The sequence below is a fragment of the Microcoleus sp. D3_18_C4 genome, assembly GCF_036702355.1.
Classification (GTDB): Bacteria; Cyanobacteriota; Cyanobacteriia; order Cyanobacteriales; family Microcoleaceae; genus Microcoleus.
In genome coordinates this window covers 1-23,424 of the sequence record NZ_JAUBTF010000015.1, presented here as the reverse complement: position 1 = coordinate 23,424, position 23,424 = coordinate 1, and the positions used below count along the sequence as shown (strand labels likewise).

At 45.0% G+C, this 23,424-nt stretch carries 19 protein-coding genes and 1 pseudogene; 8 read left to right on the top strand and 12 right to left on the bottom strand.

Annotated features, from left to right (window positions below):
- Positions 1–178: 178 nt before the first annotated feature.
- Positions 179–1,336, bottom strand: a complete 1,158-nt coding sequence (locus QUA90_RS10075) for a DegT/DnrJ/EryC1/StrS family aminotransferase (RefSeq protein WP_333389809.1) — start codon at positions 1,334–1,336, stop codon at positions 179–181.
- Between the two features lie 127 nt (positions 1,337–1,463).
- Between QUA90_RS10075 and QUA90_RS10070 the strand changes: the two genes are divergently transcribed.
- On the top strand, positions 1,464–2,243 hold the full coding sequence (locus tag QUA90_RS10070; RefSeq protein ID WP_333326303.1) for an ABC transporter permease: 780 nt from the start codon (positions 1,464–1,466) through the stop codon (positions 2,241–2,243).
- A gap of 206 nt (positions 2,244–2,449) precedes the next feature.
- A pseudogene (locus QUA90_RS10065) lies at positions 2,450–3,088 on the top strand (Uma2 family endonuclease).
- A 59-nt stretch (positions 3,089–3,147) separates the two neighbouring features.
- Here QUA90_RS10065 and QUA90_RS10060 read toward each other — a convergent pair.
- The 5 genes from QUA90_RS10060 to QUA90_RS10040 form a co-directional block, all read right to left on the bottom strand.
- Entirely contained in the window at positions 3,148–5,037 is a 1,890-nt protein-coding gene (locus tag QUA90_RS10060; protein ID WP_333445270.1) for a hypothetical protein, read from the bottom strand.
- A 159-nt stretch (positions 5,038–5,196) separates the two neighbouring features.
- A complete protein-coding gene (locus tag QUA90_RS10055) occupies positions 5,197–5,871 on the bottom strand; it encodes a nitroreductase family protein (RefSeq protein ID WP_333084832.1) in 675 nt (224 codons plus the stop codon).
- A gap of 127 nt (positions 5,872–5,998) precedes the next feature.
- Positions 5,999–6,982, bottom strand: a complete 984-nt coding sequence (locus QUA90_RS10050) for a GntR family transcriptional regulator (RefSeq protein WP_333084831.1) — start codon at positions 6,980–6,982, stop codon at positions 5,999–6,001.
- 208 nt (positions 6,983–7,190) lie between these two features.
- Complete coding sequence (locus tag QUA90_RS10045) at positions 7,191–8,753, bottom strand: adenylate/guanylate cyclase domain-containing protein (protein WP_333445268.1); 1,563 nt, start codon at positions 8,751–8,753, stop codon at positions 7,191–7,193.
- Between the two features lie 184 nt (positions 8,754–8,937).
- Positions 8,938–10,326, bottom strand: a complete 1,389-nt coding sequence (locus QUA90_RS10040) for an aminopeptidase P family protein (protein ID WP_333445266.1) — start codon at positions 10,324–10,326, stop codon at positions 8,938–8,940.
- 396 nt (positions 10,327–10,722) lie between these two features.
- Between QUA90_RS10040 and QUA90_RS10035 the strand changes: the two genes are divergently transcribed.
- Complete coding sequence (locus QUA90_RS10035) at positions 10,723–11,166, top strand: DUF4332 domain-containing protein (RefSeq protein WP_333208691.1); 444 nt, start codon at positions 10,723–10,725, stop codon at positions 11,164–11,166.
- Positions 11,167–11,262: 96 nt separating this feature from the next.
- The gene (locus QUA90_RS10030) at positions 11,263–11,622 is read left to right on the top strand and encodes a Spx/MgsR family RNA polymerase-binding regulatory protein (protein ID WP_333326311.1); all 360 of its coding nucleotides are present in this window, start codon (positions 11,263–11,265) and stop codon (positions 11,620–11,622) included.
- A gap of 2 nt (positions 11,623–11,624) precedes the next feature.
- Here QUA90_RS10030 and QUA90_RS10025 read toward each other — a convergent pair whose 3' ends face one another.
- The 3 genes from QUA90_RS10025 to QUA90_RS10015 form a co-directional block, all read right to left on the bottom strand.
- Positions 11,625–12,041 carry a GNAT family N-acetyltransferase gene (locus QUA90_RS10025; protein WP_333326313.1) on the bottom strand — a complete coding sequence of 139 codons (417 nt, stop codon included), beginning with the start codon at positions 12,039–12,041 and terminating at the stop codon, positions 11,625–11,627.
- Positions 12,042–12,146: 105 nt separating this feature from the next.
- Entirely contained in the window at positions 12,147–12,746 is a 600-nt protein-coding gene (locus QUA90_RS10020; protein WP_333326315.1) for a Uma2 family endonuclease, read from the bottom strand.
- Between the two features lie 153 nt (positions 12,747–12,899).
- Complete coding sequence (locus QUA90_RS10015; RefSeq protein ID WP_333326317.1) at positions 12,900–14,471, bottom strand: NAD(P)H-quinone oxidoreductase subunit N; 1,572 nt, start codon at positions 14,469–14,471, stop codon at positions 12,900–12,902.
- 41 nt (positions 14,472–14,512) lie between these two features.
- Here QUA90_RS10015 and QUA90_RS10010 point away from each other — a divergent pair, with 41 nt between their 5' ends.
- The 4 genes from QUA90_RS10010 (at position 14,513) to QUA90_RS09995 (ending at position 18,325) form a co-directional block, all read left to right on the top strand.
- Positions 14,513–14,722 (top strand): hypothetical protein, encoded by a 210-nt coding sequence (locus tag QUA90_RS10010; RefSeq protein WP_333326319.1) that lies wholly within the window; start codon positions 14,513–14,515, stop codon positions 14,720–14,722.
- A 265-nt stretch (positions 14,723–14,987) separates the two neighbouring features.
- Positions 14,988–15,980, top strand: coding sequence for an ABC transporter substrate-binding protein (locus tag QUA90_RS10005; protein WP_333326321.1), 993 nt, complete (start codon positions 14,988–14,990; stop codon positions 15,978–15,980).
- Positions 15,977–18,073: a SpoIIE family protein phosphatase gene (locus tag QUA90_RS10000; RefSeq protein WP_333445263.1), complete on the top strand. Its 2,097-nt coding sequence runs from the start codon at positions 15,977–15,979 to the stop codon at positions 18,071–18,073. The genes QUA90_RS10005 and QUA90_RS10000 overlap by 4 nt, the downstream gene beginning before the upstream one ends.
- A gap of 150 nt (positions 18,074–18,223) precedes the next feature.
- Positions 18,224–18,325: a helix-turn-helix domain-containing protein gene (locus tag QUA90_RS09995; RefSeq protein ID WP_333445358.1), complete on the top strand. Its 102-nt coding sequence runs from the start codon at positions 18,224–18,226 to the stop codon at positions 18,323–18,325.
- Between the two features lie 69 nt (positions 18,326–18,394).
- Here QUA90_RS09995 and QUA90_RS09990 read toward each other — a convergent pair whose 3' ends face one another.
- From QUA90_RS09990 to QUA90_RS09980, 3 genes are all read right to left on the bottom strand, one after another.
- Positions 18,395–19,408: a poly(ethylene terephthalate) hydrolase family protein gene (locus QUA90_RS09990; RefSeq protein ID WP_333445261.1), complete on the bottom strand. Its 1,014-nt coding sequence runs from the start codon at positions 19,406–19,408 to the stop codon at positions 18,395–18,397.
- Positions 19,409–19,630: 222 nt separating this feature from the next.
- Positions 19,631–21,007 carry a response regulator gene (locus QUA90_RS09985; RefSeq protein ID WP_333445259.1) on the bottom strand — a complete coding sequence of 459 codons (1,377 nt, stop codon included), beginning with the start codon at positions 21,005–21,007 and terminating at the stop codon, positions 19,631–19,633.
- Positions 21,004–23,424: PAS domain S-box protein (locus QUA90_RS09980; RefSeq protein ID WP_333445257.1), on the bottom strand; the 2,421-nt coding region annotated here is incomplete at its 5' end. The genes QUA90_RS09985 and QUA90_RS09980, both read right to left, overlap by 4 nt.

The window sequence follows — 23,424 nt, the reverse complement described above, 5'->3', positions numbered from 1 at the left end:
GCGAGGCGGATTGCTAGCCTAAATTTGTTTCTTTTCATTAAATATAGTACATAAAAGTACAAGTGATCGGTCAAAATACTTAACAGCTCTCCCTCAACCCTGCACATTCTCACAGCACTGCAACCCTGCAATTCTTTTCTCCTCCTGCATTTCCCTCGCTGATGCCATCGCGCCAAAGCTACCGGATGCGATCGGCCTTTGCCAAGCAATCTTTCAGACCATAAATCGTCCGCTCTTGTTGATCCCTCGACAGTTCCGGGAACATCGGCAAAGACAAGACTTCGCGACAAACTTGCTCAGCCTTTGGCAATTGACCGGCAGCATAGCCCAAAGATTTGTAAACAGGTTGCAGGTGCAAAGGTAACGGATAGTAAACCATCGAACCGATGCCAGCTTCCTGCAACTGAGCCCGCATCCAATCTCGAAAATCGCCAGAGGGATTTTGCGCGTCTTCTGGACTTGTCAGCCGGATCGTGTATTGATTCCAAACTCCTTTTGCGAACGGCAACTCTTTGGGGACGGCAACTCCGGGCACGCGGGAGAGAAATTCGCTGTAAAGTGTGGCGTGAGAACGTCGCTGGGCGTTCCAACTGTCGAGATACCGCAATTTAATGCTGAGAATCACCGCTTGCAGGGCATCTAAACGGCTGTTGTAGCCGATTTCTTCGTAGAAATACCTAGAAGACTGTCCGTGTTCTTTGAGCACTCGCATCGAAGCTGCCAGGGCAGGATCATTTGTCGTCACCGCGCCACCGTCACCGCAAGCGCCTAAGTTTTTGGTTGGATAAAAACTGAAGCAGCCGACATGACCGATGCTGCCGACTTTTCGAGATTGCCACTCGGCCCCGACAGATTGGGCGCAATCTTCAATTACGGCTAAATTGTGCCGAGTCGCAATTTCCATCAGCCGAGTCATGTCTACCGGTTGGCCGAAGATGTGGACTGGCATAATTGCCTTGGTTTTTTCGGTAATTGCCGCTTCGAGGAGCTCCACATCCAGATTAAAAGTCTCGCTGTCAATATCGACAAATACTGGAGTGGCGCCGACGGCGCTAATTGTCTCAGCGGAAGCAAAAAAGGTAAAAGGAGTGGTAATCACTTCATCGCCGGGGCCAATTTTGAGAGCTCGCAAGGCCAAAATCAGGGCATCGGTGCCGGAGTTGCAGCCTACGCACTCGGAAACGCCGATGTAGTCGGCGAACTCTCGTTCAAAACTCTTTACGGCTGGGCCGCCTACGTAGCCGCCAGAGGCAAGCACTTTTTGCACTGCAGCGGTTATCTCGTCGCCAATCTGCGCGTATTGGCGGGTTAAGTCGAGGGGGGGAACATTATTCACTCTTCACACCATAAATTTCAAGCATTATCAAAGCAAATTCTTGCAGCAAAACTGTTTCTCAGAAACCTTTATTGCAATATCTTATATTTGGACAGGCAAACAATCACATTATCGAAAGGGTGGGCCGGTGTTAATTCTGCTAGATTTGACAGATTTGGGTTGGGCTTTGGGGATGGTGGCGATCGCGATCGGGCTTTCGGCGTGGCAGGGATTGGGGCTGGAGGGGGCGATCGCGATCGCCGCAGGGCGCACCCTGATCCAGCTAATCTTAGTCGGGTACGTACTCGCAGTCATATTTGACCCGGAGGGGAAAAATCCTTGGCTGGTTTTAGCAGTTTTAGCAATCATGCTGACAACAGCTAGCATGGTTGCCAGCAACCGCATCAGCAAAAAAATCAAGAACTTACTGCCGTTAGTTTGGGGTTCAATTTTTATCAGTACGGCCTTGACTCTCGCCTATACAAACTTGCTAATTTTGCAACCTGACCCTTGGTACGAACCACAATACCTGATTCCTTTAGCGGGTATGATTTTGGGCAATGCCATGAACTCCGGGGCGATCGCGGGCGAAAGACTTGTGAGTACAGTTAATAGCAGTCAGTTAGAAATAGAAACCCATTTAAGTTTAGGTTCGACGCCGCAGCAAGCAGTAAAACAGTACCGCAAAGATGCGATCAAAGCTGGATTAATCCCGCTCTTAAATACAATGACAGTGGTAGGAATCGTGACTTTACCGGGAATGATGACAGGTCAAATGCTGAGCGGTGTCAGTCCTCTCGATGCAGCATCTTACCAGATTTTGATTATGTTTGTGTTAGCGCTGGCAACTGTAATTGCAACTCTGCTTTTGACTGAGGGATTGTCCCGGAAGTTTTTTAATCAAGATGCACAATTGATAAAATGGTAATTGGGCATTGGGAATTAGGAATTGGGAATTGGGCATTGGCCAAACAGGGCATTGGGCATTGGGTCGAAGAGAATTGGGAATATAATATCGGTAGGAACTTGCATTTGCCTTTATTTTATTGAACAGGCAAGATGCCTGTTCCACAAGAGTTCACTTTTTGTGGGGTGGGCTTCTAGCCCGCCCGCCCATAATTCAGGAGAATAACCATGATTCAAATAGCAACTAAAACGCTAACTTTTGAAGAATTTGCGGAATGGAAGCCATAAAATGGACGTTATGAACTGCACAATGGAGAGATTGTTGAAATGTCACAGCCATTAGGAGACCATGAAGAAGTTATCGGTTTTTTAGCAAGAAAATTGACCGTCGAATTCGATCGCCTAAACCTGCCGTACTTCATCCCCAAACAAGCATTAGTTAAGCCGCCGGAAAACGAATCAGCTTATTCGCCCTATATTCCGATCTTAAATCGCCCCAACTTAGCATCAGAACCTTTGTGGCAAAAATTCTCAACTGTGACTCAAGGGGCATCAATTCCGCTGGTTATTGAAGTAGTTAGCACCAACTGGCAAGATGACTACATCAGAAAAGTAGGGGAATACGAACTAATCGGGATTCCTGAATACTGGATTGTGGATTATCTCGGTTTGGGCGGCCGTCGGTTTATTGGCAACCCAAAACAACCGACTATTTCTATTTATCGGTTGGTTGATGGTGAGTATGAAGTTAGTCAATTTCGGGGAGAGGACAACATCGAATCCGCAGCTTTTCCCGAGTTAAATTTGACGGCACAACAAGTTTTTCAAGCGGGATTGACGGTGGATGAAATTGCTGGGGGTGCGTGAGTGTAAATATTGCGATCGTTCAGACAGATTTTTTGCCCTCACGCACCCTACAACTACAACTACTTCGGTTCGTGACTCCCAATCCGCTTGCCTTCACCATCGTACACCTGCATCGGGATTTTGGCGTTTTCGGCGATCGCCTCCAAAGCTTTTTGCAACGTTTGAACGTGCTTTTCTACAGCTTGGCGAGACTTCACAGCATTGTTATTGTTTGCTTGAATGAAAGTTTGTTGCAATTTCTGCACGTAACCTGGAGTCATCTGCACCGCAATCAAATCTTTGCTAACAGTATAGTCGCAAATCTTGGGGTTGCCTTTGCAAGTTCTATCTAAATCGGTGCGGGCTTTTTGCAGGTTCCTTTCTTCCTGCAACTTTACTTCTGCTTGCTGCAATGAAGTTTTGTAGGAAGCGATCAGCGGTTGGGCTTTCTGAGAATAGGCAGTTGCCGCCGGCACTTGCTCCGCGTAACTCAAAGCTCTTCGCCAGGATTCAGATGCTTTAAACCAGGCGTTTTTGCCTTCAAAAATTTGAGCTTCCGCTGCTAAAGTCACAGCTTGAGTATAGGCATTTTCGGAAATTCCTTCGACATTTTTGCGCTCGCGAGCTTCTGAAAGTTTGGTTTCGTATTTGGGAACTAGCAGTTTAGCTTGTTGGTAAGATGTCGTGCTCGTGGGAATTTCTGATAGGATGTCGAGGGATTCTTCCCAACCTGATTGCACTTGAGCCCAAGTCTCGGCTGTCTGAGCTACTGCTTCGCGAGCTTCTGCTATTTGGGCTGTACTTTTGGCCGCGAGCAGCGTTTTTTCCGCTTTTTTCTCTGTGCTTAACTGCCGATTTCCAGTTGCTACATTCTTCCCGTATTCTTTTGTCTTTCTCTGAGCAAACGGATAAACTGGGCTGTCTGTGGGGATTTCTCCGAGTTCGGCGATCGCACTTTGCCACAGAGCTTGCGCTTCCTGCCCGTCCTCGGCAGAATAAGGCGGATTTTGGGTTTTCTGGGCTGCTGACTGTGCGAGGCGCGCTGCATCGATCGCAGAGTTTAAATTCTGATTTTGCGAACGGTAGCTTTCCAGAGCGCTTTGAGCTTCACCGCGATGAATTGACCATGAGGGAATCGGTTCCAAAAGGGCGATCGCCTGTTTTAACTGTCGCTGGGCTTCTTGGGGGCTGTTGGCAACTTTTGACGTTTTTAGAGTCTTCGTCGAATTCTCGCTCAACTGTTTGGCATTAGCTAAAGCACTACATCCTCCGATGACGCAGGGCCGGCTCAGCATATAATAACCGCCTGCCAAAACTAGCGCGGCGACACTGATGATTCCTGCTGCAGCCAGCATCGCAAACGGTGAATGCTTGGGTTTTTGGGCAACTGTTACCGCTTCCATATCCAGCGGATTGAAGGGATTATCTCCAATATCTGCCGGGATTGCAGCTACCCTAAAGGCGATCGGATCGGAATTGCTCGAACTCTCAGACAAATTGGGGAAATATTCTTCATCCCACGCATCTTTCCCATCCGTTTCTAACGGTATCTCCTCCTCTACCTCCGCCGTCTGGGCCACATTTTCTGTTATGACTATCCCGGTTTCTTCTGCGGGGATATTCTCGGTTTTTTTGAACACCTGCACTGTTTTTGGTCTTGACAAAACAGGGTTGTGCATGGTAAAAGAATGGAAAGCATAAGGCTGTTTTTGCCCGGTAATTTTTAGGCAAAGTCCAATCTGTTGAATAGATTCTGGTTCTATTTCAAGAATTGCTGCTTCTAACACCGCAAAAGTCGGTTTGGCTTTGAGAACTAAACTGCGCGGGTGTTCTCCCACAACCGTTAAAGATTCATCTCGAAAATCGCAACTAATATAAAGCGGTAAGTTTTTAAATCCGGCTGCTTGCAAGTGTTGCTGCAATTTTACTTCTAGAATTTGTGCGTTGCTTTGTCGCGTTGCTATTGTCATATTTTTTCCTCTGTCTGATCTCACCACTTGCGATTTTAGATTGGGAATTTTAGATGTTAGATTGGAGAACAGTCGGCTTTTTTGATTTGTTTGAACTTGAGCACCGATTCGTTCCAATTCTTAACTCTAAAAATTAAAGTTGCAACAAAATCTTAACTCTCAAATCTCAGCTTGCAAAGCCTGTCCATAACTTTCGCTGTAATAAACTTGAGTCACGTCAAAACGTCCGCCATATTGTTTGAAAGGTTCTGCTGCATAACCAAGCGGCAGCAAACAGCAAACATCTACTTCTTCTGGAATTTGAAAGGCTTCTTTCACCTTAGCGCTGACAAAACCTTCCATCGGACAACTATCTAGCCCAAAACTTTTAGCTGCAATCATTAAGTGAGCTACTGCGAGCATTGTATGTCTGTTTGTCCAAGTTTCTAGGGAATCGAAGCAGGGACGGTTCTCGAACAATTGCGGGATTGCTTGTCGCATATAACCAGCTAAATTGTCATTCATTGCGCCTGCTGCTTTGCCCAATTCGATGACGGCTTCGGTATTTTCGGGGCCGGCGGCGCGTCGATCGCCACAGCAAATTAATACTGTTGGGGCTTCTACCACTTGGCGCTGATCGAAGGCGCAAGCTTTTAATTTTTGTTTGCTCGCTGGGTCTTGAAGTACGATAAACCGCCAAGGCTGCAAGTTGTAACCAGAGGGTGATCGCACTCCCAACCGCAAAATCTCTGCCAATATGGCTGGGGGAATCGGATCTGGTTTGAAGCTGCGGGCGGCGCGGCGGCTTTCGATCGCCGTTTTAACATTAATTGAAGGTTGGATTTCAATTGTCATGGATAATTGGTAATTGGTAATGGTAATTGGTTATTGGTAATCGAGAATTGAGAATTGGTTATTGGAAATTAGAACAACAACTATCAACTGTCAACTGTCAACTGTCAACTGTCAACTGTCAACTGACTTATCCCAAGCCCAACTCGCGCTTGAGCAAATTAATCGACTTAGATCCGATGTAATTTTCGGAGCATATCAGTTGCGGGGGACGAATAATATCTTCTCTAGCCGCATTGATGGCAGCTTTTACTGTAGCAAAACTCGGTTGGTCGCAAAAAATTGTTCTAGCCGATCGCACGATCGAGTTAATCTTGTACTCGTCTGACACCAAGGCCGTCATCACCAGCAAATCCTCTCCCCGGATGCTGTGGATGATGACTTCGGTCGATCGTAGCATTCCCGGACTCAGGCTGACGAGACCCAAATAACTGTCTTTGGGCAAACTCCCCACTAGCTGGATTTCCTGGCTGTAGTCGTAGATGTCTACGGGAATAACTCGCACAGAACGCGGTGCCGAAATCGATTCTGCTTCTCCGATAAAATATCGACTCGTGATCACAGTTCCCGAAGAGATTTGATCCAAAAAAGTACCTAGCTGTTCCATCGGCACTAACTGTATGGGAATGCGAAGAGCTTGTTCGAGTTCTTTCGCCATCAGTTCACCCACGCCGATGTCTTCTGTGGGGGCTGTGACGACCACGCGGGCGCTGCACCTGAGCCGCCAGTCAATTTCTGCCAAAAATAATTCCCTCGCTTGGTTGAGCGTACAGCCCTGTCCCAGCAGTTGATCGATACTTCCTTGCACTATTTTGTTGGCAAGGGGATATTCTTCGAGGATCGGAGATTTGAGTTTGTTGCCGTGTTCGTTGCCTAGGGCGCGGACGTAAATGCCCGATCCTGCTTGGGCTTCTACGAGTCCGGTATTTTCGAGCTGTCGGTATACTTTGCTGATGGTGTTGCGGTGCAAACCTGTCTGCATGGCTAGCTGTCTGGTGCTGGGCAAGCGGTGTCCGGGCGGAAATTGTCGCGAGGCGATCGCAAACCTGATTTGATTGAATAGTTGGGTGGATGCTGGAATATCGCTATCTGTTTGAATATGAAATTGAACCATTATTAAAGGCTCCGACGACTTCAACTTAGTATTTATATAACCTCGAGTACCGCGCATAGAATTGCTCGGATATCTCTGTCTATAGCATAATCTTATTTGGTTGATCTGCAGCAGCCGTTCTACCACAGGACGATCGCGCCGAAGAAGCGATTAATCGCAGACTCCGGCATTTTCTCAAAAATCAGGTACTTTCCAGTCTTAGTTTTATTTACTCCGCAATTTTGAGATCGCTTGCTGTTTTTCTCCCGGTCAGCAAATAAGTCCGCATTTCCCCCTTACCTTTAATCTCGATCTCGCCACGATCTTCAAATTCATATTTATCCTGGAGTAACTCATAAGTATAGTGGCTGACTTGAATGCGACCTGGTATGCCGTGAGATTCCATGCGGCTGGCTGTATTCACGGCATTTCCCCACAAATCGTAAATGAATTTTTTAGTGCCGATTACCCCCGCTACCACCGGGCCGCTATTAATCCCGATGCGGAGGTCAAATTTCGCGTCTAGCTTTACATTTAATTCTTTAATTGCTGCTAGCATATCCAGCCCCATTTCGGCGATCGCCTCTGCATGGTCTGGACGTTCAATGGGAAGACCGGCTGCTACCATGTAAGCATCCCCGATCGTCTTAATTTTTTCTAAGCCGTGCTTCTCACTCAGTTGGTCAAAAGCTGAGAAAATTTCATTCAGTAAGTATACTAATTTAGTGGCGGACATGGTAGTAGAAATTTGGGTAAAATTCACCAAGTCAGCAAAAAGAATTGTGGCTTTTTCAAACTTGTCTGCAATTACCCCCGGTTCGTGCTTCAACCGATCGACGATCGGTTCGGGCAAAATATTTAGCAGTAAACTTTCAGTTTTTTTCTGTTCTTTCCTGAGTGCAGATTCCATCTGCCTGCGCTTAGTTATATCATGAAAAAACACAGAAATGCCGTCGTGAGAAGGAAAAACCCGGACTTCCAACCACACTTTTAAGGGACGATAATATTTTTCAAAAGCCACTCCAATTTGTTTGGCTACAGCTTCATGATACTCTTTATAAAAATCAGAATTTACGAATTCAGGAAACTCTTCCCAAAAATTTTTACCATAAAGTTCTTCCTGCGAGCGCTTCAAAAATTGGGACCCTTTGTAATTGATGTAAGTAAATCGCCACTGGGTGTCGAAAGCAAAAAAAGCATCGCTCATTCCTTCTAAAAAATTGACAATTTGCTCGTCGGTAGAACGGAGTTTCTCTTCTACTTGTTTGTTCTTGATCTGTGCGCGCTTTAATTTAGTCAGATTTATTCGCAACTCCATGTGGTTGATAATTTGCCGTCCTAAAGTCCGCAGCGCTTCTAGCTGTTCTGGGGTGAGATTACGAGGAACTGTATCTATCGCGCACAAAGTGCCGATCGGATAACCGTCAGGAGTTACTAGGGGGGCTCCAGCATAGAATCGAATATTGGGATCAGAAGTTACTAGCGGATTGCCGACAAAGCGATCGTCATCTAAAGCATTGGGTACCACTAGCAATTCGTTGGGATTTAAAATAGCGTGGGCGCAAAAAGCTGACTCTCTCGGAGTTTCGGGCGCTTCCAGACCCACTTTGGATTTAAACCACTGTCGGTTAGAATCTATTAAGCTTACTAAAGCAATAGGAGTGCCACAAATATAAGATGCTAAAGCTGTTAGATCATCAAAAGCGGCTTCAGCTTCTGTGTCGAGAATGTTGTAGCGGTGAAGTGCTTCTAGCCTCTCTTCTTCGTTGCTGGGCAAAGGTGCAGCTTGCATGGGAGGCCGCGAGGATATAGGTTTACGAACACTGCGTGGAAGTATTATTGCTGCGAATTTTCTGACTTGCGAGAGCACTTTTTTAACTAATATCAAAAGACTTGTTGGCCAATCTTTATTCATCTTTATTTATTGTTTTTCACCCCTGATGGAACTGCGTATGTGTGATCGAAGTAGGCTATACTTACGTATTTACCGCAACTAACTCCTCAATCTCCGGAGCTTTTGTGGGCAATTTCCCTGTCAATACTTCTCTACCGTCATTGATGACAAGTATATCATCTTCTATGCGTATCCCCCGCACATCTGCAAATTTTTCCAAATCCTCCCAGTTTACGAAATATTCATATTTAGCGCGGTTTTCTGGGTTATTTAAGATTGCCGGAACTTGATAAAATCCCGGTTCGATCGATACCAGCATTCCGGGACGCAAAACTCGATTCAACCGCAAAAATCCCAACCCAAACCGACTGCTTCTGGTTCTTCCTTCTTCATAGCCAGCCAAATCGCCTAAATCTTCCATATCGTGAACATCCAAACCGATTAAATGTCCGATACCATGTACAAAAAACAGCGCGTGAGCATCCATCTCTACCAAATCTTCAACATTGCCGCGCAAGATGCCCAAATCAACTAATCCTTCCGCCATAATTCTAGCAGCTAACAGGTGAATATCTTGATATTCCACCCCCGGACTAATTTTATCAATACAAGCATCGTGTGCTGCCAAAACTACATCATAAATCGCTCTTTGAGTCGGAGAAAACTTGCCAGAAACCGGCCAAGTGCGAGTCACATCAGCCGCCCATCCCGTCGATGTTTCCGCACCAAGATCTGCTAACAGCAAATCTCCGGTTTGTAGGGGATTGTGATAATGTTCGCTGTGCAGGACTTCTCCATGTACTGTAACGATACTGGGATAGGCATAGGTCATATTTTTGGAGATGATGACACTTTCCATTGCAGCGCGCACCCCTGCTTCAATTTGAGCATTTCGAGTTGCGGCCATACCCGCTTTATGAGCTTCTACAGTAACAGCGGCAGCTTGACGCAATTCGACCAAACTGGCTGCGTCGTGGCTCAGGCGCAGAGATACGATCGCCTTGGTTAATTCTAGGTCGATTCCGGTTGGCGAATTGGGCGGTGCCAGAGGGCGATCTAGAATTTGAGACTGTTGCAACTGAGTCCAAGAATCCTGAACTGCGATCGTTGCTGCATTTGTAGATCGCGATTTCAATGCGGTCATTGGGAAAGCAGCATCAGCCCCAATTAGTTCGGCAATTTCTGCTCTTTTCGGCATTTCTCCGTGCCAAAGCGTGCTGCTAGCAGGTGCGTCATCTAAGAACAATTCTAATTTGCCCGATTCTAAGCGAATGGCAGCATTTTCTAAGGGCAAACCAGCAAAATATAAAAAGTGACTGCTGGCACGAAATGGATAAGTAAGTGCCGGATAATTGCGAGGAATGCTGCGTCCCGACCATAAAATTACCGGAAAATTAATTAAACTAGCCAGTTGTTGCCGCCGTTGCTGTAAAGTATTAGTTAACAAATCATCACCTTGTGTAATTGTCATGGGTAAAAACCTATAATTTTGAGTTGGGTTTGCAGTCAGCCACAAGTTTTTGCATTCTCAGCATTAAAGAACTAAAATTCGGACTGCCAACTTGGCAGGCATTTTTGATAAAATCCTCATCGGTCACTTCTTTTTTGCTAGCATTTATAGGCTGTCTTTTTTATAGTCTTTCTCGTCATCGCCGGGATGATTTGGTTAAACAGTAAGCCTGATCGCCACTCAGTAAAACCAGGCTGAAAGTGCTACTCTGCAAGCAATTAGCAAAAATGTCACAACACCCGCAATTAGTCAAATTCCTTGGTCTGGTTTTTGTTGATTGGGTGACGTGAGCGAGATCCTCTATTGACTGTTTGATATATGAGACTTTAAAGTATAAGTAAAATTAACTGAAAAAACATGAAAATTTCTCATAAAGCTCCTCAAACTTCTGTGCAAGTACGCGACTGGCCGATCTCACATTTACCGGGATTGAGCAAGGAAAACCAATCTCAACTGGAAGAGTGCAGCATCACCACAACCGGACAACTAATTCGCATGACGAAAACGCAGGCGGCGAAAGTGTTGCTAGCCCATCAATTACAGATTAACATTCAATATGTTAATAAATGGGTAGCGATGGCTAATTTGGCTCGAATTCCGAGTGTAGGCTGTCAGTATTGCGGGCTGTTACTGCACGCGGGTGTTGCTTCGCCGGCTCAATTGGCTCAAATGCCCGTGGAAAGATTGCATCAACAAGTTTTAAGGCTGCACGTAGCGACGATGCAGCGCAATGACTTGACTCCTTCAGTTGATCGCGTGCAAAAATGGGTTCAACAAGCTAGATTAGTCAGTAGTCATTAGTCAGTAGTCAGTTGTCAGTTGTTAGTTGTTATTAGCCAACAGTCAGCAGTCAACAGTCAACAGTCAACAGTCAACAGTCAACAGTCAACAGTCATTATGTCAATTCAAGTTTACGGAATCCCCAATTGCGGAACCTGCAAAAAAGCTTTCCAGTGGCTCAAAGATAGCGATGTTAATTACGAGTTTATTAACACAAAAGAACACCCGCCGACTCGCGAAACAATTCAAAGCTGGGTAGCTGCTTTGGGTTTTCAACCCATGCGAAATACTTCTGGTCAATCTTACCGCGCTTTAGGCGATGACAAGAAAAATTGGACTAGCGAACAGTGGGTAGAGGCTTTTGCTAAGGATGCTATGCTGCTGAAACGTCCTCTTTTCGTTAAAGATGGAACGGCTGTTTTAGTAGGTTTCAAAGAAGACGCAATTAGAGAAAAACTGGAGCTTTCAACAACCTGAGTTCAGCCTGTTGTTCGCCGCAAAAACTTAAGTTCCCCCATATCATCACTGAAACTCCAACGCTCGTAAAACGGCATCATGTGCGGCAAACAATTAAGATAAAAATGCTCGACAGCTTGCAGTTCAGGATGACTTAAAACTGCATCCATCAACTTCGCACCCAGTCCCATCTTTCTGTGTGTCGGCTTGATGATGACATCAAAAATCATGGCTCTGTAGACAAAATCGGTAATGACGCGGGAAATGCCAATTAGTCGATCGCTCTCATCGACAAAACCAATGATAACATCAGTAGAAGCCAGCATTTTCACCACATCCTCCCGCGTCCGCTTGTCGCTCCAAAACTCGTTTTTGTACAAATCCATCAAGTCTGAAACCTGGCTGTCAGTCAAAGTTTCGACAATTCGGTAGTTAACCATATCTTCCCTCATAAAAATTAGAAGACTCAAGTCCTGACCACCAACCAACTTATTATTGTTTTACTGTTACCAAGCTAGACATTGCATCACCCCATAGCATGAATTTTACTGCTGCACTTCCGTTTCCTGGCTTTCAAATACCACTTTTGCATAAATCTCGCTCATCGACATTTGCACTCCCAAGGAAGCAAAAGAAACGGTTGCTGTCTCTCCCTCATATTCCCGAAATAACCATTCATTCGATTCTGTTTTAATATATTGTGCGACTAAAAACTCAGATTGATTGACTAACACATATTCACAGAATTCAGGGATAGATCGATAAAACCGAAACTTATCCTCTCGATCAAAATCTTTGGTAGACTTAGAAAGCACTTCCACGATGAGCATCGGATTGAGGATCTCATCACTGCGTCCCTCGGTAAAAACTGGCTCCCCTTCAATCACCATCACATCCGGGTAAGTTCCCCGTCTGTACCGAGGAATCCACAACCGCAAATCGTTGTGAAAAAGCTCATAGCGCTGCCCCTCAAGCAAATTTCCCAAGACTCTACTCAAATTTCGGATAATCCGGCTGTCATTAATACTACCACCACTCATTTGTACAATTTTTCCATCGCGGTATTCATTTCTAAACTCAGCAGTTTCCTCTAACTCCCGGTACTCATCTGGAGTATAAAACTTTCCCTTACTTTGTACTAACATTGTTGCCTCTGTACTAACTTTTATCTGCGTTAATCTGCGTTAATCTGGCTACATCTGCGGTTAAAAATCATAATTAACAGTATATCACAACAAAAAAGAAACGCCCAACTGCAAAGAGTCAGGCGTTTTCCACTATTTCACAAACAGGAAAAATTAATCCCGGCGAGACACCAAATTCGATTCAATTTTCGCACCCACAACAGGTTGCACCTGACTCAAAGCCGACTGCAACATGGGAGTTTTGGTAACAGCATCATTAGCCAAATTAAACAAAGGGTTCGACAAAATTCCCGCCAATGTTGTCGCAACCAAAGTGAGTACAACGCTGACTTGCAAAGGCCGCATTCCCTGAAGGTTCCAGCGAACTTCGGGATAATTTTTTACCGCGTCTGACATTTCTTGAGGTTCTTTTACTACCATCATCTTGACAACGCGGATGTAGTAGTAAATCGAAACTACGCTGGTAATTAATCCCAGAATAACTAAGCCGTAAAGTCCTGCTTGCCAGCCGGCCCAGAACAGATAGATTTTGCCGAAAAATCCAGCCAGGGGCGGAATTCCACCGAGAGAAAGCAGGCAAATACTTAAGGCTAAAGTTAACAGCGGGTCTTTTTGGTACAAACCTGAGTATTCGCTAATTTGGTCGGTTCCAGTCCGCAGCGAGAACAGGATGATGCAGGCGAAAGCACCCAAGTTCATAAACAGGTAAACCAACAGATAAAATATCATGCTGGAGTAACCCGCTTCTGTTCCTGCAATCAAACCCAGCATCACAAAACCGGCTTGGGCGATCGACGAATAAGCCAAAAGCCGCTTCATGCTAGTCTGGGCGAGGGCAACCACATTTCCTAACACCATGCTGAGAATGGCTAAGGCCGTGAACACGAAGTGCCACTGTTCGATAAGTGCGGGGAAAGCAGTTGTTAACAAGCGGATTGCTAGGGCAAAACCGGCTGCTTTGGAACCGACAGAAAGGAAGGCAACAACGGGTGTAGGAGAACCTTCGTAAACGTCAGGAGTCCATTGGTGGAAGGGAACGGCAGAGATTTTGAAGGCGATGCCGGCGATCGCAAAAACCAAAGCAATCACCAAACCGAGAGATTGACCTTCATTGACAGTAGAAAGGTTAGCCGCGATCGCACTTAACTGAGTTTCGCCGCCCGACAACCCGTACAGCAGCGAAAGCCCGTAGAGAAACACTGCCGAAGAAGAAGCCCCAATTAACAAATATTTCAAAGCAGCTTCATTGGAACGCGGGTCGCGTTTTGTGTAACCCGTCAGCAAATAAGACGAGATACTCAGAGTTTCCAACGAAATAAAAATCGTCACCAATTCATCAGCGCCGCTGAGGAACATTCCCCCCAAAGTAGCGGTGAGTAAAATGCCGATGAATTCCGCTAAAGCAGTACCAGTTTGCAGTACATAGCGGACGGATATCAAAATAGTGACAGCCGCAGTCAAAGCGATAATGCCACGAAACACTAAACTCAAGGCATCGCTGTTAAAACCGCCTAGAAACGAGATGGTATCAACGTTATCCCACTGCAAACACAAGGCAGCGACGGCGGCCAACAAACCCGCAACGGCAACGTAGGGAGTCCAACCCGAGGAACTGCGGCCTACGATTAAATCGCCGACGAGAACCACCAAGAGGGTGATGATGACAATTCCCTCTGGCAAGATAGTTCCAGCATTTAGCTGGGCAGCAAGAGTAGCAAAATCCATATTTTCAGGCAGGTTGGGTAGTACAAGCCGCAAAGGCTGTAATGGGCTGTGAACTTGTAAAAATTCTTTACCAAACACAGATTGTAGCGGATTACAGCTTCGCGATCCCAATTGGGCGGGTGTTTGTTGCCGAAGAGTTGATACTCGGTAGCGGTTTTGCATACATGGGCGGGCATTGTAGAGATTGCCGGCTGATGTCACCTGCGCGGAGAGTCGCGATCGACCTTAACTGGCACAATGTAGAAAGTTAAACCAGTAATGTGGCATGACTGACTCGCTAAGTGCCTACAAACCGCAGATTCTCAATGACTTCAACAACCGCCCCGACTAGGAAAATGAATTTCACAAACAAGCTGCAACTCGGTTAGTAGAATTGGTCAAAGTGCGATCAAGCCAGCTTGTTCTAGATATTGCCACCGGAACAGGTTTAGCGGCGATTGTCGACGATGCACTTAGGTCGATCGGGTGCAAGCAAATATGAGTCGCCTTTTCTACACCAGGAATTCTCTAGATAGTATGTCTAAACTACTCTCTTACATCTGTATATTTATTATTACCGGCTGGCTGCTGTTTGCTTGTCATTCCCCGGAAGCCCTAAAAGTAAAACGTCCTCCCCTAAAAGTATCTTTTGTCCCTTTTGTTAGCTATACACCTCTCATCATTGCTCAAGAGAAAGGATTCTTCAAAGCGCAAGGGATAGACGTGGAACTGAGCTATGTAGACTACTCACAATTGCAAGACGCGGATTTCAGTGCAGGGAAGTATGATGCGATCGGATTGACCTTGGGCGATTTGGTGATATTGAGTGCCACAAATCCTGATATGCAAGCTGTGATGGTTTTGGATGAATCGACAGGTGCAGATGTGGTAGTCGCACAATCGGAGATTAAAACAATTCTTAACTTAAAACGAAAAAAGCTTGGTGCAAATCTAGGCAGCTTTAGCGAGGTTTTCGTTACTGAGATGTTGAAAACCTTTAAACTGACGAGCGATGATGTTAGCCTGGTTCAAGTCGAGGCTTTAGAAGTTCCCGATCGCTTACAAAACAATGCTATCCAAGCAGGACACACTTGGGAACCGTATCTTTCTGAAGCATTAAAATTAGGGGCGCATATCCTGTTTACAAGCAAACAAACCCCAGGCTTAATTTTAGATTTGGTCGCATTTCGGGGTGAGGTGATACGCGATCGCCCCGAAGATATTCGCGCCTTTGTGCGAGGCTGGCTTCAAGGCTTGTCATATTGGGAAGCAAATATTCCCGAAGGAAAGGAGATCGTGAGCAAAGCGCTGAATATTCCCATCAAGACAATCTCTTTCGAGGGAATAGACTTTACTGACCTGGCAACAAATCAAAACTTCTTTCAATCAGACAGTCCTAATTATATATACAAAACCGCCAAAAAATATGCGGACTTTTTTATTCGCACAGGCAATGTGACGCGCCTTCCCAATCTAGAAAACTTGTTCAATTCTTCTTTTTTAACCCCCCCTCGTAGTCGGAAACCATGAAGCGCTCTTTCTTCAAAAGCATTCGTACAAAGTTAATCCTGTCGTTTCTCCTCGTTGCTCTGATTCCATTACTGCTGTTAGCATTTATTAACAAGCAGACAACTGAAAAGGCATTGACCGACAACGCACGACAAGCCCTATCTGCGGCGGCTAACGAAACCGCTTACAGAATAGATGGGTTTATCGATGGGAATCTCAATGCCGTGCGCGTAGAAGCGCTTTTACCAGGTTTGGCTACCTATCTGAGCCTACCTCCAGAACGGCGAAATGGTAGTCCCCAAGAGATGTTAGCGACTGAAACCTTAAGCCGCCTTAGTCGCAAAGATATGCTTAATATTATCTCCTATGCCTTGCTCAACTTAAAGGGACAGAATGTACTCGATACGAAGACATCGGGTGTTGGACGAGATGAATCCGGTCAAGATTACTTCCAAGAACCCCTCAAAACTCAACTACCTTTTGTTTCTAGTATTAGGCAATCGACGACAATTCCCAACCTCGCTACGCTTTTTTTTAGCAGTCCTGTTCGCGATGCAAAGAAAAATATATTGGGTGTATTGCGGGTGACATACAATGCCACATCTGTCCAGCAGTTGGTGACTCGGGAAACTGAACGCGCAGGTGCGAAATCCTTAGCAGTTCTTTTAGATGAAAACTATATCCATCTGGCACATAGCACTACACCTGAACTCCTTTTCAAATCGATTGTGCCTTTGTCACCCAATGTTGTAGCGAAACTGCAACGCGAAGGGCGTTTGCCTAAGACTCTCACGAAAGAACTTGCAATCAATTTGCCCGACCTCAAGCAAGCTTTAGACACTAAACAGCCTTATCTAACCACACGATTGGCAGCTACGGGTAATAATGAGTTGAGCCTCTTAGCGATCGCCCGCCTGAAATATAAACCTTGGTCAGTTCTTTTCGCACAACCCATTGCCGTTGCCCTAGCACCTGTAGAAAAACAAATACAGGATGCACTTCTTTTATTAGCAATCATCGCCACAATTGTAACTATCATCGCTTTGGCGATCGCACAACTATTAACAAAGCCTGTGATTTACCTCACCCAAGCCGTTGCCCAGTTTACGGCGGGTCACTTAGATATGCGTGTGAAGATGCGATCGCGAGACGAAATCGGGCTGCTGGCACGATCCTTCAACAGCATGGCGAGGCAAATTCAAGAATCCTTTGAAACCCTCGAAGACAAAGTTAAAGAACGAACAGCAGAACTCGCTAATGCTAATCAGGAAATCATTACCCTCAACGAAAAACTCAAAGTAGACAACCTCCGTTTAGGTGCAGAATTGAATGTGGCGCGTCAGATCCAGCAAATGATTTTGCCCAACCCCGAGGAATTGGAAATTGACGGACTAGATATCGCCGCATATATGGAATCCGCCGATGAAGTAGGAGGCGACTACTACGACGTGCTACAGATCGATGGTGTGGTCACACTGGCGATCGGTGATGTCACCGGACATGGCCTGGAGAGTGGCATTCTGATGCTGATGGCGCAAACCTCAGTTCGCACCCTGCAAGAGATTCGTGGACTAGACCCCGTTCGATTCCTGGATGTACTCAACCGTACCCTCTACAAAAACGTAAAGCGCATGAATTCTGAGAAAAGTCTGACGCTGGCGATTTTGAGCTACTCCGAAGGACTGATTAGCATCAGCGGTCAGCATGAAGAAACGCTAGTGGTGCGAAAAAATGGAGAAGTTGAGCGCATCGACACGATGGATTTAGGTTTCCCGATCGCTTTAGATGATGATATCGCAGGCTTCATCAGTCACATCCTGATAGAGCTAGAACCTGGAGATGGCGTGGTGCTATATACTGATGGCATTCCAGAAGCCTATAACATCGGCAAAAAGCAGTATGGACTTAAGCAACTGTGTGAAGTGATTAGTCAAAATTGGCACAAGTCGGCTGCTGAAGTTAAGGAGGCGGTGATTGTAGATGTACGGCAATATATCGGTAAGCAGAAAGTGTTTGATGATATTACGTTGCTAGTCTTTAAGCGGCAGGCTGAGGTTACTGAAAAGGGAAATTTAGTTAACAATAATATTATACCAAATGAAATCCTAAAATGAAGAACCAAGTTTGAGGAATACTTTATGAAAGTAAACTACTAAGAAAGAATTGATTTAACCGCAGACGAGTTAAAAATAATTTTTTCAGAGCAGCGGACTCTACCTAATAAACCAAAAATTTAGGCACTTTATTGGTTAAAAAATGGAGCGATTCAAAGCCTTACAGATGTAGCTGAACGTTTAGGTGTACATAGAATTACTGTACATAGATGCTTAAAACAATATAGTGCTCGCGGTCTGTCAGATAAGTGATGCCAAATAATAAAAATGTAGGCACACTATCTATTAGCCTTAATCTATCTTACGTTTTTTTAGGTGGAGCTACTTAGAAAATGGTTTTGGAACTGCAACGGTGGTAACACGGACATTCGGATCGAGGGCGTCACCTTGAGAGTAAATATAATCAAATGCCGATCGATCTTTAAGCATATGTGCTCGCAAAAATAGCGCGCTCCAACGGGCGATCGTTTCAATACCCACGGCTCGCTCTAAGGTAGCAGTATTGCGATCGGGGTTCGCACCCGCAGGGTTATTAACATTAGTGATGCTAAAGTGATTTGCACCCATAACAGTAATCAAAGCTTTGGGTGGTGTTTGAATTTGGTCAAAGGTGCTTTGAGATCGATCGGGCAGGGCGACACCATCGATATCGCCTTGAATCAACGCCACTGCAATGCCATCATTAGCGATGGGTACAAATTCATTAGCAATGGGATTCCGCAAGTTAGCTCCAAAAAATGCACCCGCTAATAATTCTTTCGGGCGCGTAAATGGCTCTTGACACAAATACAATTCTGGGAGGCATTTATTAGCAATCACGGATAACCCCACTGCACCACCAAAAGAATGACCTAATAAACCAAGGCGCTGCGTATCGATAACAGACGCGATCGGAGATGTGGGCTTTTTGTTTTCGATCGCCATTTGCGACAAAACCGCCGCAATTTGCGAAGTTTCCGACGCCAAATTAGGGGGTGAACTGGGATTGAAGGGCGAAGGGCGCAAATGGTTCGGAACGACTACCACAAAGCCGTACCGCGCCACGTGGCTAGCGTAATCTGAATAAAATGATTTATCTACAAGCGCACCTTGCAATAAAAGTACAATGGGGAAAGAGTAATTACCCGAATTAAGAGCCGATGGTTTAGGATAATAAATGTCAGCTAAATCGTTATTACCAGATATCGTCGTACTGTAAAAGCTAGTTTCTTTAAATGGCGGTGCATAATCGATTGTTGTGGCAAAAACTTTGCTAGCAATGACAACAAACGCAGCAATTGCACAAACAATTGCTAGAGTTTTTGCCGAAAAACAATGAGGGTAGAAATTCATCATTATTTTGGGTTTGAGAGTGCGTGCATAAGCTACGGAAAAAAAACAAGTCGGCGAGCTTTGGGAATTTAAGGAGCGTTGCCGGAAAAGGTTTCGGACTCTGTGACTAAGAGTATCAAATTGTGATTAATAGAAATTTGTGTAAAACTTGCAAATAAACTGACTCATAAATAAACACGATTCCTGATTTTACACCCTTTTTGACTACTTGGATTTTAGTGTGGCTTATAAGCCGACCAAATTTTCTTTAGAAAAACATTTTTTAGAGTATTGAATCGGAATTTCGATGGCTAATGTCGCTCCTTGATCCGGTATCGAAAAACAACGGAGTTGCCCGCCGTGGTCGTCCACTACAATAGCATAGCTAAGCGATAACCCCAAACCCTTTCCTTTGCCCACTTGCTTCGTTGTAAAAAATGGCTCAAATATGCGTTGTTGAATATCTTCGGTTATGCCCGGCCCATTATCAGTAATATAAATACCCACTCGAAAATCGGAGAGTAACTTCGTGCAAATAGTGATAGTAGGGATTGGGCTGTTATCATCTGCCTCTTTGGCCCAACTTTTTTGTGACTGCAACGCATCAATCGCATTGCTCAGGATGTTCATAAAAACCTGATTCATTTGCCCCGCATAACATTCTATCTTTGGCAGATCCTCATACTCTTTTACCACTTTAATTATCCTTTGGTCTACTTCATCTTTCAGCCGATGCTGCAAAATCATCAGCGTACTTTCCAGCCCTTCATGGATATCCACCGCTTTCAACTCAGATTCATCGAGTCGGGAAAAATTCCGCAGCGATTGCACTATTTCTCCGATTCTGTCAGCTCCTATTCTCATAGAAGCAATTAGCTTCGGCAAGTCATTCCTGAGAAAAGTGAAATCGATTGCCTCCAGTTGTTCCTGGATAGCGGCTGTGGGATTGGGAAAATCTTCTGCGTAGAGTTGCACCAGCCTCAGCAAATCTTGAGTGTACTCCGTTACCGGAGAGAGGTTCCCTTTAATGAAGCTAATCGGATTGTTAATTTCGTGAGCTACCCCTGCTACGACATTCCCTAAACTTGACATTTTCTCGCTTTGGATGAGTTGAGCTTGTGCATTTTGTAACTGTTGTAGAGCCAGCTCTAGTTGTTGGGATTTCTTCCGCTCTTTAGCCTCGGACTCCTGCAATCGCGCATTTTGCTCGTACAATTTTTTTTGCAAACGCTGAATAGTTAGTTGATTTTCGACACGAGCTAAAACTTCTTCTAAATGAAATGGCTTGGTGATGTAGTCTACTCCTCCCACAGCAAATGCTTTGACTTTATCCAAAACTCGATCTAGGGCGCTCAAGAAAATAACTGGAATACCCGAAGTTCTGCCATCCGCTTTTAAATGTTGGCAAACTTCATAGCCGTTCATCTGGGGCATCGTGATGTCCAGTAAAATCAAATCTGGCGGGGTGGAACGCGCTGCTTTTAATGCCATTTCCCCGTTGATTACCCCCCTAACTTTATATCCTTTGTCGCTCAACATAGTCGATAAAAGACGCAGGTTGTCGGGGGTATCGTCAACCACTAAAAGATTTGCAACATGAGATGCTAATTGCTGGCTGTTCATGGGATAATTTGTTCGGTTAAGTCAGTAATTTTATCAAATCGAAAATTATGAATCCAATCGGTGAGAATCTCCGCAGAAAAAGTATCGGATTCAGGGATTGTGGATACTAAACTTAAAATCAGGCCGGCATCAGCATCGATAGCTCCATGATGTAACTGTCTCACCCAATCCGTAGGCATTGTCGCCAAAGTTGTCCTTAAAGTTTCAGTTTTTTCTCCTTCTTTTACACTCAAGTCTTGACCCTCAAGCTGAGATAATGTAAAGTTCGGTAAATCTTCATAAATATACTGTACCCCTAAATGTTCAGCCATTTTGGCAAAAATAACTTCTTCTTGGAAAGGCTTGCTCACAAAATCGTCACAGCCTGATGATAAAACAATGGCTCGCTCTTCCTCAAAAGCGCTAGCGGTCAACGCAACAATCGGGGTAGCCTCATCTTGAATCTTGGCTTTAATTTGTCTGGTAGCCTCATACCCGTCTATCACAGGCATTTGCATATCCATCCAAATTAGGTGAGGTTTCCAAGTTTCCCAGATTGTAATAGCTTCTTGACCATTTTCCGCTTCGCGCACCTCCAAGCCAAGCGGTTCGAGAAGATTAACCAATAGCAAACGACTCTCCCATTTATCATCAACCACCAAGATGCGATATGAGGGTTGGTTGGGTTCTAAACCAATTACCCGCCTTCTTGATTGTCGAGGTTGAACTTCAGCCATCTCAGGGGAGCTAATGTGGATATCAAAACTAAAAATTGTTCCTCGATTCAAGGTACTGCTGACGGTAATATCTCCTCCCATCAGTTGTACGAATTGTCGGCTGATGGGTAAACCCAAGCCAGTTCCTTCTTGAGATTTCCGACCCGCGTCAGTTTGTACAAAAGCCTTAAATAGAGAGCCTATCTCAGTAGGAGCAATGCCGTGGCCAGTGTCTTCCACTTCAAACGTAATAGTCCGTGGTTCGTTGTCTGTTGGGGACTTTTGTTTCTCAATTGCTGTAACCCGAAGTGTCACACTTCCCTTCGTAGTAAACTTGATCGCATTTCCTAGCAGATTAATTAAGACTTGACGCAATTTGCTTTCGTCAGTTTTTACATACTGAGGAATGTTAGAATTGATGTGCCAACTGAGCTGTAAATCTTTAGAATCAGCTTTGAGTTTGAGCATTTCTTGGAGAGAATGGAGCAAATGATACAGGTCAAAGCTAGTAGGATTTAATGTAATCCGACCTGCCTCGATTTTAGACATTTCCAGAACGTCATTAATCAGCGTCAGCAAATGCTCGCCAGAACGACTAATGATGGCGATCTGTTCCTGCTGTATGTGAGAAAGGGATGGGTCGCGTCCCAGCACTTGGGTAAAGCCGAGAATTGCATTGAGGGGAGTTCGCAATTCGTGACTCATTTTTGATAAAAATTCGCTTTTAGCCTTGTTAGCCGCATCTGCAACTTCTTTGGCTTGTTGTAAGGCTGCCTCTGCTTTTTTGTCCTCCGTAATATCGCTGGCTGTGCCAGTTATTCCTAGAATATTTCCCTCGGAATCCCGCACTACAAGTGAATTAAACCGGAGATTGATAGGTCTACTATCTTTAGCTAATTGTATGGTTTCATACTGAAATACGGACTCTCCATTCAGCATACGTTGGAATATCTCGTTATCTTTGGGAAGTTGTTCAGGTATCTGAAACTCACTGAATTTTCGCCCTATCATTTCTTCAGGGCTGTAGCCAAAAATCTGTTGGACGGCAGCGTTGACGAATGTATAACGCCCTTCAACATCAACTGACCAAATCATATCCTGCGATGTTTCAACTAAGTCACGGTATTTAGCCTCGCTTTCTTTGAGCGCTTCTTCTGCCCTTTGACGATCGGTAATGTCGTTAGTGACTAAGAGAATACACGCTTCTCCACCCAGCTCAATAATATCTGCTGATACCAGCATCTTCCTCACCTCGCCTGATGAAGTACGACAATCGAATTCCTGATTGCGAACCACTCCTGATTCTTGCAATAGTTGTCTGTATCTGTCACGTTCTTCTAAATTAACCCAAAGATTCAAATCCCTTGCTGTAAAACCAATTACCTGTTCGCGAGAGTAACTAAAAGTGCTGAGGAAACTGTCGTTCACTTCGATGTAGCGTCCATCTGCGAATCGGGCGATCGCGATCGGGTTAGGACTGGAACGAAAGGCTGTAGAAAACTTTTCCTCAGACTGGCCCAAGGCTATTTCTGTTTGCATTCTGACAGCCATTTCCTGTTCCAATTCTTGCGTTCTTTCTATAACCTTACGTTCCAGCGTTCGCGAGTATTCCCCTAATTGCTCGTAAAGTTGAGCATTCTCAATGGAAATAGCAATTTGGGCAGATAAAAGTTTTAACAACTCCAGGCGATCGGTAGTAAAAGCCCCCTCAGTCAAATTATT